We start from the raw sequence: 18,291 nt of genomic DNA, 5'->3' as shown, positions 1-18,291 counted from the left end.
TGCCGTCTACAACGAAGCCGCCACCGTCCGCATCGACGCCCAGACTTTGGACACGCAGGTACGGCTGTCCGGCACCTCGATCCGATCGATGGTCATTAGTACTGGCAGGAAACAATTTTCGATGCACACTTCGAGGCAAAGCCGCCCCAGCGGGCGACCATCGCTATCGGTGAGCGCATGGCCGCGACGCGCCTGACTGAACGCGGGCCTGGCTCGGCGTACTCGGTGATCGACGCAGGGGCGCCACCGTTCGGCCTGAGTCGGATCGGTGTCGAGGTTCGGCTACTGTAAACATTCCCCAATCACTTTCACGCTGCTACGAGCAGGAGGCGATGTGCGGTTCACCTACGCCGAAGCGATGACCGACCCCAAGTTCTACATACCACTGGCAAAGTCGGCCGAAGCCGCCGGCTTTCACGCGATGACGATCCCCGACAGCATCGCCTACCCCTTTGAATCGGACTCGACGTACCCCTACACCCCCGACGGGAACCGCGAGTTCCTGGACGGCAAGGCGTTCATCGAATCCTTTGTTCTGACCGCCGCGCTGTGCGCCGTGACGACGACGCTGAAGTTCAACCACTTCGTGCTCAAGCTGCCGATCCGCCCGCCCGCCCTGGTCGCGAAACAGGCCGGCTCGCTGGCAGCGCTCTTCGACAACCGACTCAGCCTGGGCGTCGGAACCAGCCCCTGGCGCGAGGACTACGAGTTGATGAACGTGCCGTTCGCCAAACGCGGCAAGCGGATGGACGAGTGCATCGAGATCATCAGGGGCCTGACCACTGGCGAGTACTTCGAGTTCCACGGCGAGTTCTACGACATCCCGAAGACCAAGATGACGCCCGCACCGTCGAAACCGGTGCCCATTCTCATCGGCGGCCATGCCGATGCCGCGCTGAAGCGGGCCGCCCGCAATGACGGCTGGATGCACGGCGGCGGCGAACCCGAGGAACTCGACGCACTCATCAAGAAGCTCAACGAGTTCCGCGGGCAGCACGAGCGGACGGGCCGTACCGAAGATTTTGAGATCCATGTCATCTCCATCGACGCCTACACGCCCGACGGCATCAAGCGACTCGAGGACAAAGGCGTGACCGACGTCATCGTCGGCTTCCGCATCCCCTACATCATGGGCCAGGACACCGAGCCACTCGACGCCAAGATCCGCAACCTGGAGATGTTCGCCGAGAACGTCATCGCGAAGGTGTAGCCATCAGCATCTCAGTCGACGGGTTCGAGTTCGGGCAGGGACGGGCGGTGATGCGATGAGTGAGTCCATCGAGTCCGTGAAGGATGTCGTGGTCATCCATACCGACGGCGGATGCCGCCCCAACCCCGGCCCTGGCGGCTGGGGCGCGGTGCTACGCCTGCATCAACACGTTCGCGAGATGTGCGGTGGCGATCCCGGCAAGACCAGCAACAACCGGATGGAGCTGACCGCGCCGATCATGGCGCTGGAGGCACTCACCAGACCAGTGGTGGTGCACCTCTATACCGACAGCACTTACGTCCGCAGCGGCATTACCAAGTGGGTGCGGGGCTGGGAGCGCAACGGCTGGAAGACGGCCGCGAAGCAGCCCGTGAAGAATGTCGACCTATGGCAGCGGCTCCAGACTGCCTGTGCGCGACACCACATCGAGTGGTTCTGGGTTAAGGGGCACTCGGGAGTCGCTGACAATGAGCTGGCCGACGAGCTGGCGACCCGGGGTATGCAGGAAGCGATCGCCGCGGCTACTCCCACCTGACCTCGCTGGGTTTCTTGTCGGTGCGTAGTCCACGCCAACTCGGCTGCCGCAACCGGTCATCGGAGGTGCGCTCGCTGTAGCGGACCTCCCCCACCAACTCCGGGCGCACGAACGTCACACCTTTGACATCCTGCCTCGGAAGCTCTGCGGCGAAGGGTGATTCGTCGGTGTGTAGCGGGGCGAGCGCCTTCCTCAGCGCGCCGAGTTCCTTCTCGGTGAAGCCGGTACCCACCCGACCGACGAACTTCAATCCGGCCTCGTCCGGAATGCCCAGCACCAGGGCGCCGAGCCCGCTGGTGCGGCCGCCGGCGGCCTCGCGCCAGCCGCCGATCACCACCTCCTGGAGGCTCCAGATCTTGTCCTTGATCCACGAGGACGACCGTCGGCCGGGTTGATAGGTGGAGTCGCGCCGCTTGGCGACGACGCCCTCCCACCGCTTCTCCCGGGCGAACTCCAGGGCTTCGGGTCCGTCGCCGTCCAGTGCGTCGGGGACGATAAGACCACCGGCTTCAGCGAGCGCTTCGAGCAGTCGCCGACGATCAGTGTACTTGGCCCGCAACAAGAATCGGCCGTCGAGGAACAACATGTCGAACGCCCAGAACTCCACCCGGGTGGACCGCGCCCGGTTCTGCATCTCGCGAAAGCTGGGCACACCGGACTCGTCGAGCGCAACCGCCTCCCCGTCGAGGATCACGTGATGGTCTGCCAGATCGGCGGCCAACGCCCGTAGTTGCGGGTACTCATCGGTGACGTCCCGCCCACGCCGTGACCGCAGCGAGAGCTTGCCCCGATCGGCCTCCACGATCAACCGGTATCCATCCCACTTACCCTCGAAGGCCCACTGCCCACTGGTGAGTCGCTGAACCGAACCCTCCGTCGACAGCATCGGCGCGAGATCCGCCGCGTTCGGCCGCTGCTGGTCCTTCATCCGGTGAGCCAACCAGTTCTTGCCGTCGGTCTGGATCAGTGCGTAGCGGCCGTCGATCTTCTCGCCGTGCAGCGTGACAATCACCTCACCGCCCTTGTCAGGACCGTCCGGGGGGTTGTCGATGAACTTCTCGGTCTCGTAGGTGCCGCTGTCCCAGACCGTGACCTGGCCGCCCCCGTACTCATTTCTTGGGATCTCCCCGGCAAATGTCAGGTACTCCATCGGATGATCCTCGGTATGCACCGCGAGGTGGTTCACCGACGCTGTGTCCGGCAGGTTCTTCGGTACCGCCCAGCTCACCAGCACCCCATCGCGTTCCAGGCGGAAGTCGTAATGCAGGCGGCGGGCATGGTGTTCCTGGATCACGAACTTGTCGTTCTTTCCCGCCGTTGGCGCCTTTGACGGCATCGGCTCGGTGGTCCTGGACCTGTCCCGCATGCCTCGGTAGGTGCTCAGACGGTCTGCCACCGATGACGTGCCGTCCAACTCGGCGAGCAGATCACCATCCCGCTCCAACCGGTCAAGCACCTCGTCAAAGGTCAGGTGACGCAGGCCCGGATCGTCGAGCTCGTCCCACGTCCGGGGCGCCGCCACCGTCGGATACTCCCGCCCCCGAAGCGAATACGGCGCGATCGTGGTCTTGCTGCCATTGTTCTGGCTCCAGTCCACAAACACCCTGCCGGCGCGCAGACTCCTGGTCATCTTTGCGGTGACCTGCTCGGGCATGGCCTGCTCCAGCTGTTCGGCCACCCTCTTGGCCAGCACCGAAGCACCCGGCGAGCTGATCGGATTCTGCAGCGGCACATAGAGATGCAGGCCCTTGCTTCCGCTGGTCAGCGGGAAAGTCGGTAGACCGATGCTGGTCATGAGGTCACGCACCTCGAAGGCCACCCGGCAAAGCTGAACCATCGTGACGCCGTCGCCAGGATCGAGATCGAAGACTATGCGGGTGGCCGGGCCCACGGCGCCGCTATCCCTGCCCTCCCCGGTCCGCCCACCCCTGTCAAGGAACCTCCACTGCGGCACGTGCACTTCCAGCGCGGCCTGCTGAGCGATCCACGCCAGGCCCTCCACGGTGTCGATGACCGGATAGGTGGTGGTGCCTGACTTGTGCGTGATGGTGCCGCGGTCCAACCAACATGGAGCCGACGAGGCCAACTGCTTCTCGAAGAACGAGGCCGCCGCCACCCCGTTGGGCCAGCGCTTGCGGGTGACGGGGCGACCCGCGATATGGGGCAGCATCGCCTCTGCCACGTTGATGTAGTAGTCGAAGACCGCCGCTTTCGTGGTCCCGGCCGCCGGGTACAGGACTTTGTCCGGGTTCGTCAGCGTCACCCGGTCGTAGCGGTCCACCATTTCCGGCATAAGTCCAAGGTATAAGCCGTGCACGCCCCTTGCGTGGCGGTAGCGTCAACACGGTGCGGGCATTGGTCATCGGGGAAGCGCTGATCGACGTCCTCGAGAAACGTGATGCGCGAGTGTCAGGTACCGAGCACGTCGGCGGCAGTCCTCTCAACGTCGCGGTCGGCCTGGCCCGGCTCGGCAGAGGCGTCGACTTCCTCACCCACATCGGCACCGACACCCGCGGCCAACGCATCAGAGCCTACGTCGAATCCTCAGGCGCACAGCTGGTTCGGGGCAGCCAGGACGCCGACCGGACGCCCACCGCGCGGGCCACCCTCGACGATGCCGGTTCGGCGACCTACACGTTCGACATCGACTGGCATTTGACCGGCACACCCGAGGTCGCGCCGCCTGTGGTCGTCCACACCGGATCCATCGCCGCCGTATTGGAACCCGGATGCCTGGCCACGGCCGCTCTGGTCGACGCCTACCACCTCTCGGCGACCCTGACGTTCGACCCCAACATCCGGTCGGCATTGATCGTCGACGCCGACGCGGCCGGCGCCCGCATCGACGGACTGCTCGAGCGCGCGGACGTGGTCAAGGCCAGTGCCGAGGACCTGCATTGGATCGATCCGACGCGGTCACCCGAGGAGATCGCCACCGGATGGCTCACACTGGGCCCATCGATCGTCGTGGTGACGATGGGCGGCGACGGGGCGTTCGCTGTGTGTGCGGCAGGAACCGTGCGGGTGCCCGCGTTCACTGTGGACGTGGTGGACACCGTGGGCGCCGGTGACGCGTTCATGTCGGGATTGATCGACTCACTGTGGTCGCTGAATGTCCTGGGCTCGCAGCGCCGAACCCAACTGGCCGCGATCGGACCGGACGAACTCACCGAAGCGGTGAAAGCGGCCGCATTGACCGCCGCTTTGACCGTGGCGCGAGCCGGTGCCGACCTGCCCCATCGCGCCGACAGGGATGCCGCAGCATCATCGGCCATACTGGATTGATGCGATCCATCTGGAAGGGTTCGATCGCCTTCGGGCTGGTGAATGTGCCGATCAAGGTCTACAGCGCCACCGAAGACCATGACATCAAATTCCACCAGGTGCACGCCGAGGACAGCGGGCGCATCCGTTACAAGCGGGTGTGCGAGGTCTGCGGCGAGGTCGTCGAGTACCGCGATATCGCACGGGCCTACGACTCCGACGACGGCCAGACCGTGATCATCACCGACGACGACATCTCCACCCTGCCCGAGGAGCGCAGCCGCGAGATCGAGGTCCTCGAGTTCGTGCCGGCCGGCGACATCGATCCGTTGATGTATGACCGCAGCTATTTCCTGGAGCCGGATGGCAAATCTTCGAAATCCTATGTGCTGCTGGCGAAGACACTTAAAGAGACCGATCGGGTCGCGATCGTGAACTTCGCGCTGCGCAACAAGACCCGGCTGGCCGCACTGCGGGTCAAAGATTTCGGCAAGCGCGACGTGATGGTCATTCACACACTGTTGTGGCCGGACGAGATCCGCGATCCGGACTTCCCCGTGCTTGACAAGGAAGTCGGGATCAAGCCCGCCGAGTTGAAGATGGCCGGCCAGGTGGTCGACTCGATGACCGACGATTTCAACGCCGACCGCTATCGCGACGACTACCAGGAACATCTGCATGAGCTGATCCAGGCGAAGCTCGACGGCGGCGAAGCGTTCACCACCGACGGCCCGGCTCAGGAGCTTGACGAAACCGAGGAAGTCTCCGACCTTCTGGCCAAGCTCGAAGCCAGCGTGGCGGCCCGCAAAGCAGAGCTAGTGGATCCACCTGTGACGTAATGAGAACGTGTTCCAGAAATTCGACCCGCGTGGCCCCGCGCTTGTTAACGTGACCCGCGGCAAGGGAAGGCAGGGACACGTGATTCTCGACCGGTTCCGGCTCGACGACCGGGTGGCGGTGGTAACCGGAGCGGGCAGAGGCCTCGGCGCCGCCATGGCGCTCGCGTTCGCCGAAGCCGGCGCTGACGTGGTGATCGCGGCTCGAACACGCTCCCAACTCGAGGAGGTCGCCGAGCAGATCGGCGACACAGGTCGGCGCGCCCACATCGTCGTCGCCGACCTCGCCCATCCCGATGACACGGCCGGACTCGCGGCCGAGGCAGTCGAAGCGTTCGGCCGACTAGACATCGTCGTCAACAACGTCGGTGGCAGCATGCCCAGCCCCCTGTTGAACACCTCGGCCAAGGATCTGCGGGACGCCTTCACCTTCAATGTCGCCACCGCACATGCGCTGACGACAGCGGCGGCGCCGCTGATGCTGGATTCCGGTGGTGGCAGCGTCATCAACATCACCTCGACGATGGGCCGGCTCGCCGGACGAGGTTTCGCCGCCTACGGCGCCGCCAAGGCCGCACTCGAGCACTACACGAGGCTGTCGGCGCTGGACCTTGCACCGCGCATCCGGGTGAACGCGATAGCCCCGGGATCGATTCTCACATCGGCCCTCGACATCGTGGCCAGCAACAAAGACTTACGAACCTCGATGGAGCAGGCCACCCCGCTGCGCAGGCTCGGGGACCCGGCGGACATCGCAGCCGCCGCGGTCTATCTCGCCTCACCGGCGGGCAGCTACCTGACCGGCAAGACACTCGAGGTGGACGGCGGGATCACCTTCCCGAACCTCGAGCTCCCGATTCCCGATCTGTAAGGAAATCAATTGTGACCGTTCCCGTGCCCGCCGCCAGCCCCATCCCCAGCCCCATTCCGGTAGCCGCCATCGGCACCGGAAATGTGGGCAGGCATGCGCTGACCCAGCTGATCACCGACCCGAGGTTCGAGCTCACCGCGGTGTGGGTCTCCTCGGAGTCCAAGGCCGGCAAGGACGCGGCAGAGCTTGCCGGACTGCAGGATTCGACGGGCGTCGCGGCGACTACCGATCTCGATGCCGTCTTGGCGACCAACCCTGCATGCGTCGTTTACACCGCCATGGCCGATAACCGGCTACCGGAAGCGCTCGAGGACTACCGCCGCATCCTGGCCGCGGGCGTCAATGTCGTCGGCAGCAGCGCGGTGTTCCTGCAATACCCGTGGCAGGTGCTTCCCGACGAACTCGTGGCGCCCATCGAGACCGCCGCGAAAGAGGGCTCTTCGACCATCTTTGTCAATGGCATCGATCCGGGCTTCGCCAACGACCTGCTGCCGCTGGCACTGGCCGGGACCTGTCAGAGCATTCAGCAGATCCGCTGCATGGAAATCATCAACTACGACACCTACGACAGTGCTGCGGTGATGTTCGACGTCATGGGTTTCGGTCGGCCACTCGATGACACCCCGATGCTGCTTCAGCCCGGCGTGCTGAGCCTGGCGTGGGGTTCGGTGGTTCGACAGCTGGCCGCCGGCCTGGGCATCGAGCTCGACGAGGTAACCGAGACTCATGTCCGCATCCCCGCTCCCGAGGCTTTCGACATCGCCTCCGGCCACATCGAGAAAGGCACCACTGCCGCGATGCGATTCGAGGTTCGCGGAATGAAGGATGGCGAGGTCGCTGTCGTGCTCGAACATGTCACCCGGTTGCGTGATGATCTGTGTCCGGACTGGCCACAGCCCGCTCAGTCCGGCGGCGCCTATCGGATCGAGATCACCGGCGAACCCTGCTATGCCGTCGACCTGTGCCTGAGCAGCCCCAACGGCGATCACAACCATGCGGGCCTGGTGGCGACGGCGGCCCGCGTCGTGAACGCCATCCCCGCTGTCGTCGATGCCCAGCCGGGCATCCTCACCGCACTGGACATGCCTGCAATAACCAGCAAAGGTCTGTACGCTCGATCCTAACCACGCTGGAAGGATTCTGAGATGAAGGCTCGATCGACTACTCTCGCGGCTCTCCTGGTTGCTGGCGGCGCCTCGCTCGCGATCGCCGCGGCACCCTCCGCACTCGCTGAACCGTCGCTCGTGCCGAGCTGCGTCGAGACCGAACAAGGTGGCGGCTTCGAGGGCGGTGCGACCACTCTTTGCGAGTCTCCCGGCAACGCGCAGCTCGACGCGCGACCCAGCGTGCTTGCGCCCGGGGCGATGGGCGGCATGGGCGGCTGGGGCATGGGAGGCGGGATGTTCATCCTCTGATGAACATCGGCAGCAAACGAAGGTCTTGAGCGATACCTGCAGCGCCACGCACCAGCCCGCCGGGCGGGTCTCGTCAAGCCTGCGCTGATCCCACGGGTGCGACCGACCGGCGATGCTGGGCTCATGGGTAGCGACACCAGCCATCGCGCTCACCACTGTTCTGGGCTGGGCGGTTGCGGGGGTCATTAGTGTGCTGAACGTGGAGTTGATCTATCTGGTTGTGACGGGCTGAAATGACAGACCGGCACATTTACTTCGCATACGGGTCGAACCTGTGCGCCAGGCAGATGGCGCAGCGATGCCCCGATGCCACCGATCCACAGCGTGCGACGCTGGCCGACCACGACTGGCTCATCAACGAGCGGGGGGTCGCCACCGTCGAACCGTGGACCGGCAGCGAGGTACACGGCGTGGTGTGGCAACTGTCAGACCGCGACCTGGCCACCCTGGACAGTGCCGAAGGAGTCCCGGCGCGCTACCGCCGGGACCGACTCACGGTTCGCACCGAAAACGGCCCCTCTGTGGCCTGGGTCTACATCGACCATCGGGTCGAACCGGGGCCGCCGCGGACCGGATACCTGGAGCGCATCCTCGATGGCGCGCGCCACCACGGCCTGCCGCACCGGTGGATCGAGTTTCTTGAGCGCTGGGATTCGGCCCGCTGGCCGCAACGCCCATTGCACTCTGGTTCGACTGCCCCACAAACGCTTTCAGAATTGCTCGCCGATCCGGCCGTCGTCGAGGACAGCGCGCTTCGGTCGCGGTTCGGATTCCTGGCCATTCACGGCGGCGGTCTTGAGCAGATGACCGATGAGATCGCCGAACGGGCCGCCGAAGCCTGCGGTGCATCGCTGTACGTCGTGCGACACCCCGACCACTACCCGCACCACCTTCCGTCTGCACGCTACGACCCAAGCCACTCACCGCGGCTGGCCGAGTTCCTCGACCACGTGGACGTGGCGGTATCTCTGCACGGCTACGGGCGTCTGGGGCGCAGCACCCAGATCTTGGCGGGCGGCCGCCACCGCGCCTTGGCTGAGCATCTCGCCGGGCACGTCGACATCCCGGGCTATCACGTGGTCACTGACCTGGCGGCGATTCCCCGCGAACTACGCGGCCTGCACCCCGACAACCCGGTCAATCGCGTTCGTTGCTGCGGCGCACAACTGGAACTGTCGGCGCGGGTGCGGGGCATCAGTCCCCGTAGCGGGGTCTTCGGCCACGACGGCCTCTGCGCAGCCACCTCTGCGCTGGTGCGCGGATTGGCGACCGCGGCGCGGTCGTGGAATCCGGACGCGCCCCGATAACCATCGCCGCCCTCACTGTCGCGGGCTGAGTACCGGGCCTCGGCCTCACCTGTGGTCCGCACGCACCCATCCGTTGGTCGCGCCGCTCCGAATATGGATATGTGGAAGCTTTGGGCACCGGAAACCGGTCGATCGCCGTCATCGCCAGTGGCGTGGCCGGCCTGAAGTCGGCCTACCCGTTGTCAGCTCGCGACCGCGTCCGCTTGTTCAAGGCCGATCAGCTGCGAGCGGCTCGTCACCTCGGTGCCGACCGGCCCCGTCACCGACCTGCAACCGAAGCGGTGGCATGTTGAACACCGACTCGGGCACGTCGCTGTATCGCACCCGCATCACCCATTTGCGTCGCGCACCGGTGCACCACTACTTCGAGCACCGCAGCTACAGCTGGTTCATCGACCTCGATGCCTTGCCCCGGTTGCCCCGGTGGCTGCGACCCTTCGCCGTCTTCGATGCCCGCGACCATCTTTGGGGTGTCGATGGCGACACCCTGCGTGATCGTGTCGATGCGTTCCTCGCCGACAAGGGCATTGAGCTCAACGGCGGACGCGTGACCGCTCTGATGCACGCCAGGGTCCTCGGCTATGTGTTCAATCCGCTGAGCGTGTACTGGTGCCACGATGCGCGCGGCGTGCTGCGCTGCGTCATCGCCGAGGTACACAACACCTACGGCGGACGCCACGCCTACCTGCTCCCGCCATCCGGTGACCGGCCCGCGATGGTGGACAAAAAGCTGTACGCCTCCCCGTTCAACGGCGTCGACGGCCACTACCTGGTGTCGGCACCAGTGCCAGATGAACAGTTGAACATCCGCATCTCGCTGCACCGAGACGGCCAGCCCGCCTTCGTCGCAACGCTGTGCGGCACCAGAAGGTCGGCTGGAATCGGCCAGATTCTGACGATGCAGATCATCGCTCCACTGGCTCCTCTGATGAACGCCCTGAGCATCAGGGTGCAGGGAATGCTGTTGTGGCTGCGACGGGTGCCGGTGGTGCCGCGCCCGACTGTGGAACGAAAGAAGGTGGATCAGCTGTGACCCCCGATGTCATCGGAACCCCCACCGCAATAGTCGATTCGGATCGCCGGCCGTCGTTGGCCCGGGTTCCGCACGCTCCGGTCAGTGGTGCCACCGGCGCTATCGCTTCCACAGGACGGCCCTGACTATGTCATTTGTCATTGTCTCCGTTGCGTCACTGGGCATCCTGGTGGTCGCGCACGGAATCACGTTTCTGGTCGGCCGGAAGCTCGGCCGATACAACGTCGTCGACGTCACGTGGGGCATCGGGTTCGTCGCCGTGGCCGCCGTTTGCGCGGTCGTGGGAACAGGCGACCTGTTCCGACGGCTGCTGCTGCTGGGGCTCGTGGCAGCGTGGGGGCTGCGACTGGCCTGGCACATGGTCGTCAAGTCGGCAGGCCAGGGTGAGGACCCCCGCTACCGGGCATTGCTGCGTGACGATTTCTCGGTCGGCAATGTCATCCGGCGCGTCTTCCTCCTGCAGGCCGCGGCGGGGTGGTTCATTTCCTTGCCGCTGCAGGTGTCGGCAGTCCTGGGGCCGACGCCGCGCGCCCTGCTACCGGTCCTGGCCGCCGGGGTAGCGCTCTGGCTGCTCGGTGTGGTGTTCGAGTCGGTCGGCGACCAGCAACTGCGCCGCTTCAAAGCGGATTCGGCGCACCGGGGAGCGATCATGGATCGCGGCCTGTGGGCATGGACCCGGCATCCCAACTATTTCGGAGACGCCTGCGTGTGGTGGGGGCTGTGGCTGATCACCGTGGCGGGATGGGTTTCGCTGCTTACAGTCGCTTCACCAGCACTGATGACCTACTTCCTGGTTTACGCGTCCGGGGCGCGGCTGACCGAGAAGCAGATGGCCGGCCGTCCTGGATTCGATGAATATCGTTCGCGTACATCATTTTTCATCCCGAAACCGCCGAAGTCGCGATTGACATGACGATATTGGCGCCGGTCGCTAGGCTACGGCTCGTGACCACCGAACTCGACACGCTGCTGCGACAGGTGGCTCGCCGCGATGTCGACGCGTTCGCCGCCTTCTACGATCAGACCCGTTCCCGGGTGTTTGGACTGGTCACAAGGGTTCTTCGGGATCCGGGCTACAGCGAGGAGACCACCCAGGCTGTTTATCTGCAGGTGTGGCGCAGCGCCGAAAACTATGACCCCTCGGCAGGGTCGCCGATGGCCTGGCTGATGACGTTGGCTCACCGGCGGGCAGTAGACCGGGTGCGGTCCGAGCAGGCCGCCAGCACCCGTGAATCCCGATACGGCGCCGCCAACGCGGAACCGCCGTCGGATCATGTTGCCGATTCCGTCATCCGCGGTGACGAGCGCCGGCAGGTCACCGAGTGCCTGGGGTCTTTGACCGATACCCAGCGGGAGTGCATCCAACTCGCCTACTACGACGGTTTGACCTATTCCCAGGTCTCCGAGCGGCTGTCGGCAAACCTGGCGACCATCAAGTCCCGGATGCGTGACGGCATCCGCAACCTGCGCAGATGCCTGGGGGTGCCATGACCACACCTATCATCCCGATCGGGCCCAATGGACCCGACGGAGCTGACCTGCTCTCGCTGGCGACGCCCTATGCGCTGAACGCGCTCACCGACGCCGATACCACCGACATCGACCGGCGCCTCAGCGATGCACCACCTGACGTTGTCGAAGCATTCGTCTCCGAGGTGCGGGCTACGCGGGAGACGATGGCCGTCATCTCCGCAGCCACCGCTGTCGAGCCACCCGCACATCTTCGCGATCAGCTACTCGGCCAGGCCACCGGCGATCCGGTGCGCTCGATCAGGGCCGTCCGGCAGCCCAGACGCTGGTCCACGGTGGTGCTGGCCGCCGCGGCATCCCTGGTGGTCGGTCTTGGCGCACTCGGCGTCGGCCTGTCCCTGCGAACCACTCCGACGCCGTCCCCCGCGGAGCAGGTGTTCGCCGCTCCCGACGTCCGCACCGTCTCCGGCGAGATTCCCGGTGGCGGCATCGCCACCGTCGTGTTTTCCCGCGACCACGACACCGGCGTGCTGGTCATGAACAACGTGCCTGATCCAGAGCCGGGCACGGTCTACCAGATGTGGCTGGTCGATGCCGACGGTGCAGAATCGGTCGGCATGATGGATGCCGAGGCGGTTACGCCGTCGACCACTGCGATGATCCCCGATCTCGGTTCCTCGAGTGCGCTGGCATTTACCGTCGAGCCGGCCGGCGGTTCGTCACAACCGACCAGTCCGATGTTCGCCGAGCTACCGCTGACCTAGTTTTTTCCGGGCCCTCGGACCCCGCCGCCGCTATGGCGAGAATCCTTCGACCGGGTAAGCTCCCACCGGTCAGGCCCCCGTAGCTCAGGGGATAGAGCACGGCTCTCCTAAAGCCGGTGTCGCATGTTCGAATCATGCCGGGGGCACCACGATCGAACTGCACCACGATCGAACTACCAGTTCCACACCGACATATCTCCCCGTGGGTAGTTCAGGCAAGCTTCGGTGCCGTGGGCGACAACACCCTTGTTGTTGAAGAACACCTTCGCCCAGTTGCCCCACCGCTGGGCCATCGGCTCTCCGTAGATGTTGGTGGCAATCTCCTCGGAGTACGCACGCCTACCTGCGGGGTCCAGCGAGAAAAACCAGTGGATCCGGTCGACGGCGCCCTGTTGGACGTCGAGGGGCCGGTTGCCCTTGTCGATCATGTACCGCTCGAAGTACACCGGGCTAGTGTCGCGTACCGCGGCAAGGTACTGCTCGGCGTCGCACGTGGTCCGGATCATGTGCCTGGGGATCGGGTAATCCTCGGTGGCGTCGGCGGCCGCCGTCCCGGCGAACGCTCCGGCACACACTGCCGCCGCAATAGTGCCGACACCGATGTGTAGCAACACCCTTCGCAAGCTATCCATGGCAACTCCTTCGTCAGGCGGGTGCGGGTTCAGGTTCCTTGGGCGGGGCAGGAGGAGAGGGCCATGGCTGCGGGACGGGTCGAGGACGGACTCTCTGCGGCCACCAGAACCATTTGCCCATGAGCGCCGCAATGGAAGGCGTCATGAACGACCGGACGATCAGGGTGTCGAACAACAGTCCCAGGCCTATCGTGCTGCCGACCTGTGCCATCACGGTCAGTTCGCTGACTATGAACGACATCATTGTGAAGGCGAACACCAGGCCGGCGGCGGTCACCACCGACCCACTGCCGCCCATCGCCCGGATCATCCCGGTGTTCAGCCCGGCGTGAATCTCTTCCTTGATCCTGGACACCAGGAGCAGGTTGTAGTCGGCGCCGACGGCAAGCAGGATGATCACCGACATCGCGAGCACCATCCAGTGCAGTTCGATCCCGATGATGTGCTGCCAAATCAGCACCGAAAGGCCGAAGGAAGCTCCCAGCGACAACACCACGGTGCCGACGATGACGGCGGCCGCGACGACGCTTCGGGTGATGATCAGCATGATGATGAAGATCAGGCAGAGCGCGGAGATGCCGGCGATCATCAAGTCGTAGGCATTACCCTCCGACAGGTCCTTGAACATCGCCGCCGTACCACCCAGGTAGACCGTGGAGCCCTCGAGTGGGGTGCCCTTGATGGCTTCCTCGGTGGCGGTCTTGATCTTGTCGATTTTCGTGATGCCATCGGCACTCAACGGATCACCGGCGTGCGAGATGATGAAGCGCACCGCGTGCCCGTCGGGGGAAATGAACTGTTCGAGGCCGCGTTGGAAGTCGGCGTTGTCGAAGATCTCCGGAGGCAGGTAGAACGAGTCATCGTTCATCGACGCGTCGAAGGCTTCGCCCATCGCGGATGAGTCCTCTTGCATGGCCGACATCTGCTCCTGCAGGCCCTTCTGCGTGGAATGCATTCTCAGCATCTGTTCCTGCATGTTCTTCATGGTCTGGATCATCTCGGGCATCATCGCCACCAATTGGGGCATCAGCGTGTCCAGGCGTTCCATGAGTGGCAGAAGGGTCTTGATGTCGTCGGTCATGATGTTGATGCCGTCGAGGGTGTCGAACACCGAGCGGATGGCCCAGCACACCGGGATGTTGTAGCAGTGCGGTTCCCAGTAGAAGTAATTGCGGATCGGGCGGAAGAAATCGTCGAAGTTGGCGATGCTGTCGCGGAGCTGCTCGATGTCGGTAACCATCACCCTCATCTGGGCAACCATGCCGTGGGTGACCTCCGCCATCTGAGCGGTGAGTCTTCCCATCCGTTCCATGTGGTCGATGTTTTCCTGCATGTCATCGACCTGGCCGAGCATGTTGGCCGTGATGTCCTGGTTGTACTTCTCGGTCAGCTTCTGAGCAGTGCCCTGCATACTGATCTGGAACGGAATCGAGGTGTGCTGGATGGGTTTACCGTCCGGGCGGGTGATCGCCTGCACCCGGGAGATTCCCTCGACTGCGAAGATCGCCTTGGCGATCTTGTTGATCACCAGAAAATCAGCCGAATTGCGCAAGTCGTGGTCGCTTTCGACCATCAGCACCTCGGGGTTCATCCGAGCCTGCGAGAAATGTCGATCGGCGGCCGCATAACCCTCGTTCGCCGGCAGATCCTTGGGTAGATAGTTGCGGTCGTTGTAATTGGTCTGATAGCCCGGCAGGGTCAGTAGCCCCACCAGAGACAATGCCACCGTGGCGAGCAGGATCGGACCGGGCCACCTGACGATGGCAGCCCCGATCCGACGCCAGAGCCGTACGCGCGCCGCTCGTTTGGGCTCGAGCAGCTTGCCGAACCCGCTGGCCACGGCGATGACCGCGGGACCCAGAGTGAGGGCGGCGAACACCACGACCACCATGCCGATCGCCAACGGCACACCGAGGGTCTGGAAGTACGGCAGCCGGGTGAAGCTCAGGCAGAATGTGGCGCCGGCGATCGTCAGACCCGACCCCAGCACTACGTGAGCCGTACCGCCGAACATGGTGTAGTAGGACGATTCTCGGTCCTCGGACGCTCGGGCCTCCTGATAGCGACCGATCAGAAAGATGGCATAGTCGGTAGAAGCCGCTACCGCCAAAACGACCAGCAGGTTGGTCGCGAACGTCGACAGCCCAATGATCTCGTGATAGCCGAGGAACGCCACGCTTCCGCGGGCGGCGGCCAGCGAGAGCACCACCATGGCCAGCATGATTAACGCGGTAATGATGGACCGGTAGGTCAGCAGCAACATCGTGATGATCACCGTGAACGTGACAATCTCGATCATCCGCAAGCTGCGGTCGCCGGCCAGTTGCTGGTCGGCGCTCATCGCCGAGGCGCCGGTGACGAACACCTCGACTCCGGGCGGTGGCTGGAGGCTGTCGACGATGTTCGTCACCGCCTCCACCGACTCGTTGGCCAGCGTCTCGCCCATATTCCCGGCCAGCTTCACCTGGACATAGGCGGCCTTGCCGTCGCCACTCTGTGCGCCGGTGGCGGTCAGTGGATCGCCCCAGAAATCCTGCAGTGACTGGACGTGCTTATCGTCGGCTTCCAGCTTGTCGATCATCTGGTCGTAGAACGCGTGGGCGGCATCACCGAGGGGTTCTTGGCCCTCCAGCACGATCATCGCCGAACTGTCGGAGTCGCCCTCCTCGAACACCTCGCCCATGTATTTCATCGAAATCATCGCCGGCGCGTCGTCGGGACTCATCGACACCGCCGACATCTGACCGACGGTCTCCAACTGCGGCACAGTGACGTTGACAACCGCGATCAGGCCGATCCATCCCAGAATGATCGGCAGCGCAAAGGTGCGAATCATCCGCGGGATGAACGGTCGCGCTACGTGCCGTGACGGCGGGATGGCGTCTGTCGGAGCCTCGGTCGTCGGGGCGCTCATGCCGACTTCAGGAAGCAGTAAGTCAGGGCGTCCACACCGGTCGTGGTCCTCTCGTCCTTCACTTCGTCATCGACCGAGATTCGGCAGGTGATGGAATCGCCGTCGCCCTGCGCAAGAATGTTGGGGGCCGCCGACGGCGCCGTCGTACTCAGGACCAGTGTCCACGGCAATGCGGCACCGTCGACGCGTTGCGGTTTGGCATCGAGGTCCAAGTAGTTGATATTCGCGTAGCTTCCCGGGCCCGAAATTTCGTATTTCACTACTTTGGGGTCGAACGGTTCGGGGTCATTGCCGAACACCACGGGCGTTGGCGAGATGCCATCGGCACCGAAGAAGGTGCGGATCCGACCAACCGTCATCGCGCCAATCGCGACGACGACGACGACGAGCAACGGAATCCAGGCGCGCTTGAGAACCGCGATCATCGCAATTCCGACCCTCCATCGGCGGTCGGGCACCCGAGGTCCCAGTCCGGCACACCCAGGGTCATGTTGATCACTGGCGTCCTCGCTGTCGTCTGAAGTCCACAATCAGCACTGGTAGGCGGAGTCCCCACCCGGCAGACTTTCACAGTACAGTGAAACTTGTGAGCGTCAAATCGACTCGCTCACTCCGGTTGTGCCGCAGGAGAAATCCGTTGTTGCGCAGCCGCGATCTGGTATCACCCGACACTGCGCCGGGCAATCTGGATCGTTGTGGGGCGCCAACCGGTATTCCGTCACTCGCTGTCTGGATTTGCAGACTTCAGCCACGTCCAGGCTTCAGCGACGTCTTCGCTGTCGAAAGCCCGCATGTCTACCGGGAGCGCCGAAGCCATCGCCAGGGCCATATTCTTGAGCCAGTGCGGACCGCCGACGACGGCGTAACGACGAATGTGACCGATTGAGGACAATTTCATCGAGATAACGGACGCGTCAGCAATGATTGACGGATCGAAGCGAAACCCGCTTTTCCACCACACGAACAAGTCGATTTTTTCATCGCTCTCGAACGCGTGCTGCAACGGCTCGACCACTCGTTGCATGTCTTCCTTGCTCAGCTTGCCCTCAATCTCAAACCCCAGGAGTCGCGGGTTCCCGGTGTCGAGCACAGTCACACCATGCTTTTGCGTCGTCGGTTCGGGAAGCTCGGACGCGAACGCCATGGCCTGGTCCCGTTCGCTTGAGCTGAAGGTACGGATCTCCACGGCAGGGACGAGCGGATCGAAGAACTTCGCCATCGCGCGCGGGAACTTCTTGTCAGAGATCAGCGCCATCCGTGGAAATCGGTTCAGCTTGCTCAGCAGCCCGAACTCGAACTTGGCGTCCTCCTTGAGCGCGTCGACCGTGATGTCGGTCCAGCCGGACATATCAACGACCAAGCCAAAACGGTCATCGGTGTCCAGTTTGCCCTCGAACGCTTCCTCCATCGTTTCGACGTCGGATTCCTCGACAGTTCCCGACAGCTCGACGACGAGGACATCGGCCGGTGAGGTCGCGACCTTTATCATGTTAATTCCTCTCTCGTACAGGCCAACTGCACGTAGCAGTTAGCTGCACTATCAACTCTATTCGCCGGCTTTAGGGCATACGAGGGCACTAGGTCCTCAGTTACGGCCTCTTGTGCCGCCGGGCCGAAAAGCTCGCCCCACACAGAGTCCCGGCCCCGAACCACAGGTTGGCCGGTAGTCCAAGCTCGCCGCTCACATCGTGAATGCGAGTTTGCGAGCGGCGGTGTCGCCCCACTGGTCATCGCCAGTCCAGGTGATCTCCCCGGCATCGATTTTGCTCTGGGGATCGACGCGACCAGCGGCCAACATCATGAAGGTCTCGAGGTCGGCCGTCACCTCGACGTCCGGCGAATCCACCGCGTCCACTACCCGCGCACGACCGTCGACCAGCACCGCGAGGTCGCGTTTCGCTCCGCCCTCTGTGCCTTCTTTCGAGCCGCCCTCTTTCGAGCCGCCCTCTTTCGAGCCGCCCTCTTTCGAGCCGCCCTCTTTCAAGCCACTGCCGACGTGGAACACAATCGACATACCGTCGGGCAGTCCGATCTTCTTCC

The 18,291-nt window shown here is 64.1% G+C and carries 18 protein-coding genes, 1 tRNA gene and 1 pseudogene; 14 read left to right on the top strand and 6 right to left on the bottom strand.

Annotated elements, in window-relative coordinates; genetic code table 11:
- Positions 1-334 precede the first annotated feature (334 nt).
- Positions 335-1,210 carry an LLM class flavin-dependent oxidoreductase gene (locus ACPGXI_RS11490; protein WP_526652905.1) on the top strand — a complete coding sequence of 292 codons (876 nt, stop codon included), beginning with the start codon at positions 335-337 and terminating at the stop codon, positions 1,208-1,210.
- A gap of 76 nt (positions 1,211-1,286) precedes the next feature.
- Complete coding sequence (gene rnhA, locus ACPGXI_RS11485; protein WP_526652945.1) at positions 1,287-1,745, top strand: ribonuclease HI; 459 nt, start codon at positions 1,287-1,289, stop codon at positions 1,743-1,745.
- Here the strand turns inward: rnhA and ACPGXI_RS11480 are convergent.
- The gene (locus ACPGXI_RS11480) at positions 1,732-4,029 is read right to left on the bottom strand and encodes an ATP-dependent DNA ligase (protein ID WP_526652943.1); all 2,298 of its coding nucleotides are present in this window, start codon (positions 4,027-4,029) and stop codon (positions 1,732-1,734) included. The genes rnhA and ACPGXI_RS11480 overlap by 14 nt on opposite strands.
- 62 nt (positions 4,030-4,091) lie before the next feature.
- Here ACPGXI_RS11480 and ACPGXI_RS11475 point away from each other — a divergent pair, with 62 nt between their 5' ends.
- The 12 genes and pseudogenes from ACPGXI_RS11475 to ACPGXI_RS11420 all read left to right on the top strand — a co-directional run bounded on the left by ACPGXI_RS11475 (position 4,092) and on the right by ACPGXI_RS11420 (position 12,854).
- Positions 4,092-5,030: a carbohydrate kinase family protein gene (locus ACPGXI_RS11475; RefSeq protein ID WP_526652903.1), complete on the top strand. Its 939-nt coding sequence runs from the start codon at positions 4,092-4,094 to the stop codon at positions 5,028-5,030.
- The gene (gene ku / locus ACPGXI_RS11470) at positions 5,030-5,848 is read left to right on the top strand and encodes a non-homologous end joining protein Ku (protein WP_526652901.1); all 819 of its coding nucleotides are present in this window, start codon (positions 5,030-5,032) and stop codon (positions 5,846-5,848) included. Before ACPGXI_RS11475 ends, ku begins: the two co-directional genes overlap by 1 nt.
- 79 nt (positions 5,849-5,927) lie before the next feature.
- On the top strand, positions 5,928-6,716 hold the full coding sequence (locus ACPGXI_RS11465; RefSeq protein WP_526652899.1) for an SDR family oxidoreductase: 789 nt from the start codon (positions 5,928-5,930) through the stop codon (positions 6,714-6,716).
- 53 nt (positions 6,717-6,769) lie between these two features.
- On the top strand, positions 6,770-7,840 hold the full coding sequence (locus ACPGXI_RS11460; RefSeq protein ID WP_526652941.1) for an NAD(P)H-dependent amine dehydrogenase family protein: 1,071 nt from the start codon (positions 6,770-6,772) through the stop codon (positions 7,838-7,840).
- 21 nt (positions 7,841-7,861) lie between these two features.
- The gene (locus ACPGXI_RS11455) at positions 7,862-8,131 is read left to right on the top strand and encodes a hypothetical protein (protein ID WP_526652897.1); all 270 of its coding nucleotides are present in this window, start codon (positions 7,862-7,864) and stop codon (positions 8,129-8,131) included.
- Between the two features lie 233 nt (positions 8,132-8,364).
- Entirely contained in the window at positions 8,365-9,438 is a 1,074-nt protein-coding gene (locus tag ACPGXI_RS11450; RefSeq protein ID WP_526652895.1) for a poly-gamma-glutamate hydrolase family protein, read from the top strand.
- Between the two features lie 110 nt (positions 9,439-9,548).
- Positions 9,549-9,656 (top strand): annotated as a pseudogene (locus ACPGXI_RS11445) (hypothetical protein); the annotation flags it as partial.
- A 68-nt stretch (positions 9,657-9,724) separates the two neighbouring features.
- Positions 9,725-10,471: a DUF1365 domain-containing protein gene (locus ACPGXI_RS11440; RefSeq protein WP_526652893.1), complete on the top strand. Its 747-nt coding sequence runs from the start codon at positions 9,725-9,727 to the stop codon at positions 10,469-10,471.
- A 127-nt stretch (positions 10,472-10,598) separates the two neighbouring features.
- Positions 10,599-11,384 carry a DUF1295 domain-containing protein gene (locus tag ACPGXI_RS11435; RefSeq protein ID WP_526652891.1) on the top strand — a complete coding sequence of 262 codons (786 nt, stop codon included), beginning with the start codon at positions 10,599-10,601 and terminating at the stop codon, positions 11,382-11,384.
- Entirely contained in the window at positions 11,381-11,962 is a 582-nt protein-coding gene (locus tag ACPGXI_RS11430) for an RNA polymerase sigma factor (protein WP_526652889.1), read from the top strand. The genes ACPGXI_RS11435 and ACPGXI_RS11430 overlap by 4 nt, the downstream gene beginning before the upstream one ends.
- Positions 11,959-12,705: an anti-sigma factor gene (locus ACPGXI_RS11425; RefSeq protein WP_526652887.1), complete on the top strand. Its 747-nt coding sequence runs from the start codon at positions 11,959-11,961 to the stop codon at positions 12,703-12,705. Before ACPGXI_RS11430 ends, ACPGXI_RS11425 begins: the two co-directional genes overlap by 4 nt.
- A 73-nt stretch (positions 12,706-12,778) precedes the next feature.
- Positions 12,779-12,854: transfer RNA gene (locus ACPGXI_RS11420), tRNA-Arg, on the top strand.
- A 24-nt stretch (positions 12,855-12,878) separates the two neighbouring features.
- On the opposite strand, the gene ACPGXI_RS11415 is transcribed toward ACPGXI_RS11420, so the two are convergent.
- The 5 genes from ACPGXI_RS11415 to ACPGXI_RS11395 all read right to left on the bottom strand — a co-directional run.
- Positions 12,879-13,337 (bottom strand): DUF5078 domain-containing protein, encoded by a 459-nt coding sequence (locus tag ACPGXI_RS11415; protein WP_526652885.1) that lies wholly within the window; start codon positions 13,335-13,337, stop codon positions 12,879-12,881.
- Positions 13,338-13,350: 13 nt separating this feature from the next.
- Positions 13,351-16,251 (bottom strand): MMPL/RND family transporter, encoded by a 2,901-nt coding sequence (locus tag ACPGXI_RS11410; protein WP_526652883.1) that lies wholly within the window; start codon positions 16,249-16,251, stop codon positions 13,351-13,353.
- On the bottom strand, positions 16,248-16,676 hold the full coding sequence (locus ACPGXI_RS11405) for an MmpS family transport accessory protein (protein ID WP_526652881.1): 429 nt from the start codon (positions 16,674-16,676) through the stop codon (positions 16,248-16,250). Before ACPGXI_RS11405 ends, ACPGXI_RS11410 begins: the two co-directional genes overlap by 4 nt.
- A gap of 293 nt (positions 16,677-16,969) precedes the next feature.
- Positions 16,970-17,740: an STAS/SEC14 domain-containing protein gene (locus tag ACPGXI_RS11400; protein ID WP_526652879.1), complete on the bottom strand. Its 771-nt coding sequence runs from the start codon at positions 17,738-17,740 to the stop codon at positions 16,970-16,972.
- A gap of 192 nt (positions 17,741-17,932) precedes the next feature.
- Positions 17,933-18,291: SCP2 sterol-binding domain-containing protein (locus tag ACPGXI_RS11395; RefSeq protein ID WP_526652877.1), on the bottom strand; the 359-nt coding region annotated here is incomplete at its 5' end.

Origin of the sequence: Mycobacterium sp., from assembly GCF_049608025.1 — a bacterium.
GTDB lineage: Bacteria > Actinomycetota > Actinomycetes > Mycobacteriales > Mycobacteriaceae > Mycobacterium.
Note: the sequence above shows the minus strand (reverse complement) of the source record. Positions and strands in the feature narration are given on the sequence as shown.

What these genes read in the sequence shown, in the direction of transcription:
- ACPGXI_RS11480 (WP_526652943.1), bottom strand. Translation starts at nt 4,029, where the DNA reads ATGGTGGACCGCTACGACCGGGTGACGCTGACGAACCCGGACAAAGTC.
- ACPGXI_RS11400 (WP_526652879.1), bottom strand. Translation starts at nt 17,740, where the DNA reads ATGATAAAGGTCGCGACCTCACCGGCCGATGTCCTCGTCGTCGAGCTG.
- ACPGXI_RS11455 (WP_526652897.1), top strand. Translation starts at nt 7,862, where the DNA reads ATGAAGGCTCGATCGACTACTCTCGCGGCTCTCCTGGTTGCTGGCGGC.
- ACPGXI_RS11415 (WP_526652885.1), bottom strand. Translation starts at nt 13,337, where the DNA reads ATGGATAGCTTGCGAAGGGTGTTGCTACACATCGGTGTCGGCACTATT.
- ACPGXI_RS11405 (WP_526652881.1), bottom strand. Translation starts at nt 16,676, where the DNA reads ATGATCGCGGTTCTCAAGCGCGCCTGGATTCCGTTGCTCGTCGTCGTC.
- ACPGXI_RS11425 (WP_526652887.1), top strand. Translation starts at nt 11,959, where the DNA reads ATGACCACACCTATCATCCCGATCGGGCCCAATGGACCCGACGGAGCT.
- ACPGXI_RS11410 (WP_526652883.1), bottom strand. Translation starts at nt 16,251, where the DNA reads ATGAGCGCCCCGACGACCGAGGCTCCGACAGACGCCATCCCGCCGTCA.
- ACPGXI_RS11430 (WP_526652889.1), top strand. Translation starts at nt 11,381, where the DNA reads ATGACGATATTGGCGCCGGTCGCTAGGCTACGGCTCGTGACCACCGAA.
- ku (WP_526652901.1), top strand. Translation starts at nt 5,030, where the DNA reads ATGCGATCCATCTGGAAGGGTTCGATCGCCTTCGGGCTGGTGAATGTG.
- ACPGXI_RS11435 (WP_526652891.1), top strand. Translation starts at nt 10,599, where the DNA reads ATGTCATTTGTCATTGTCTCCGTTGCGTCACTGGGCATCCTGGTGGTC.
- ACPGXI_RS11450 (WP_526652895.1), top strand. Translation starts at nt 8,365, where the DNA reads ATGACAGACCGGCACATTTACTTCGCATACGGGTCGAACCTGTGCGCC.
- ACPGXI_RS11440 (WP_526652893.1), top strand. Translation starts at nt 9,725, where the DNA reads ATGTTGAACACCGACTCGGGCACGTCGCTGTATCGCACCCGCATCACC.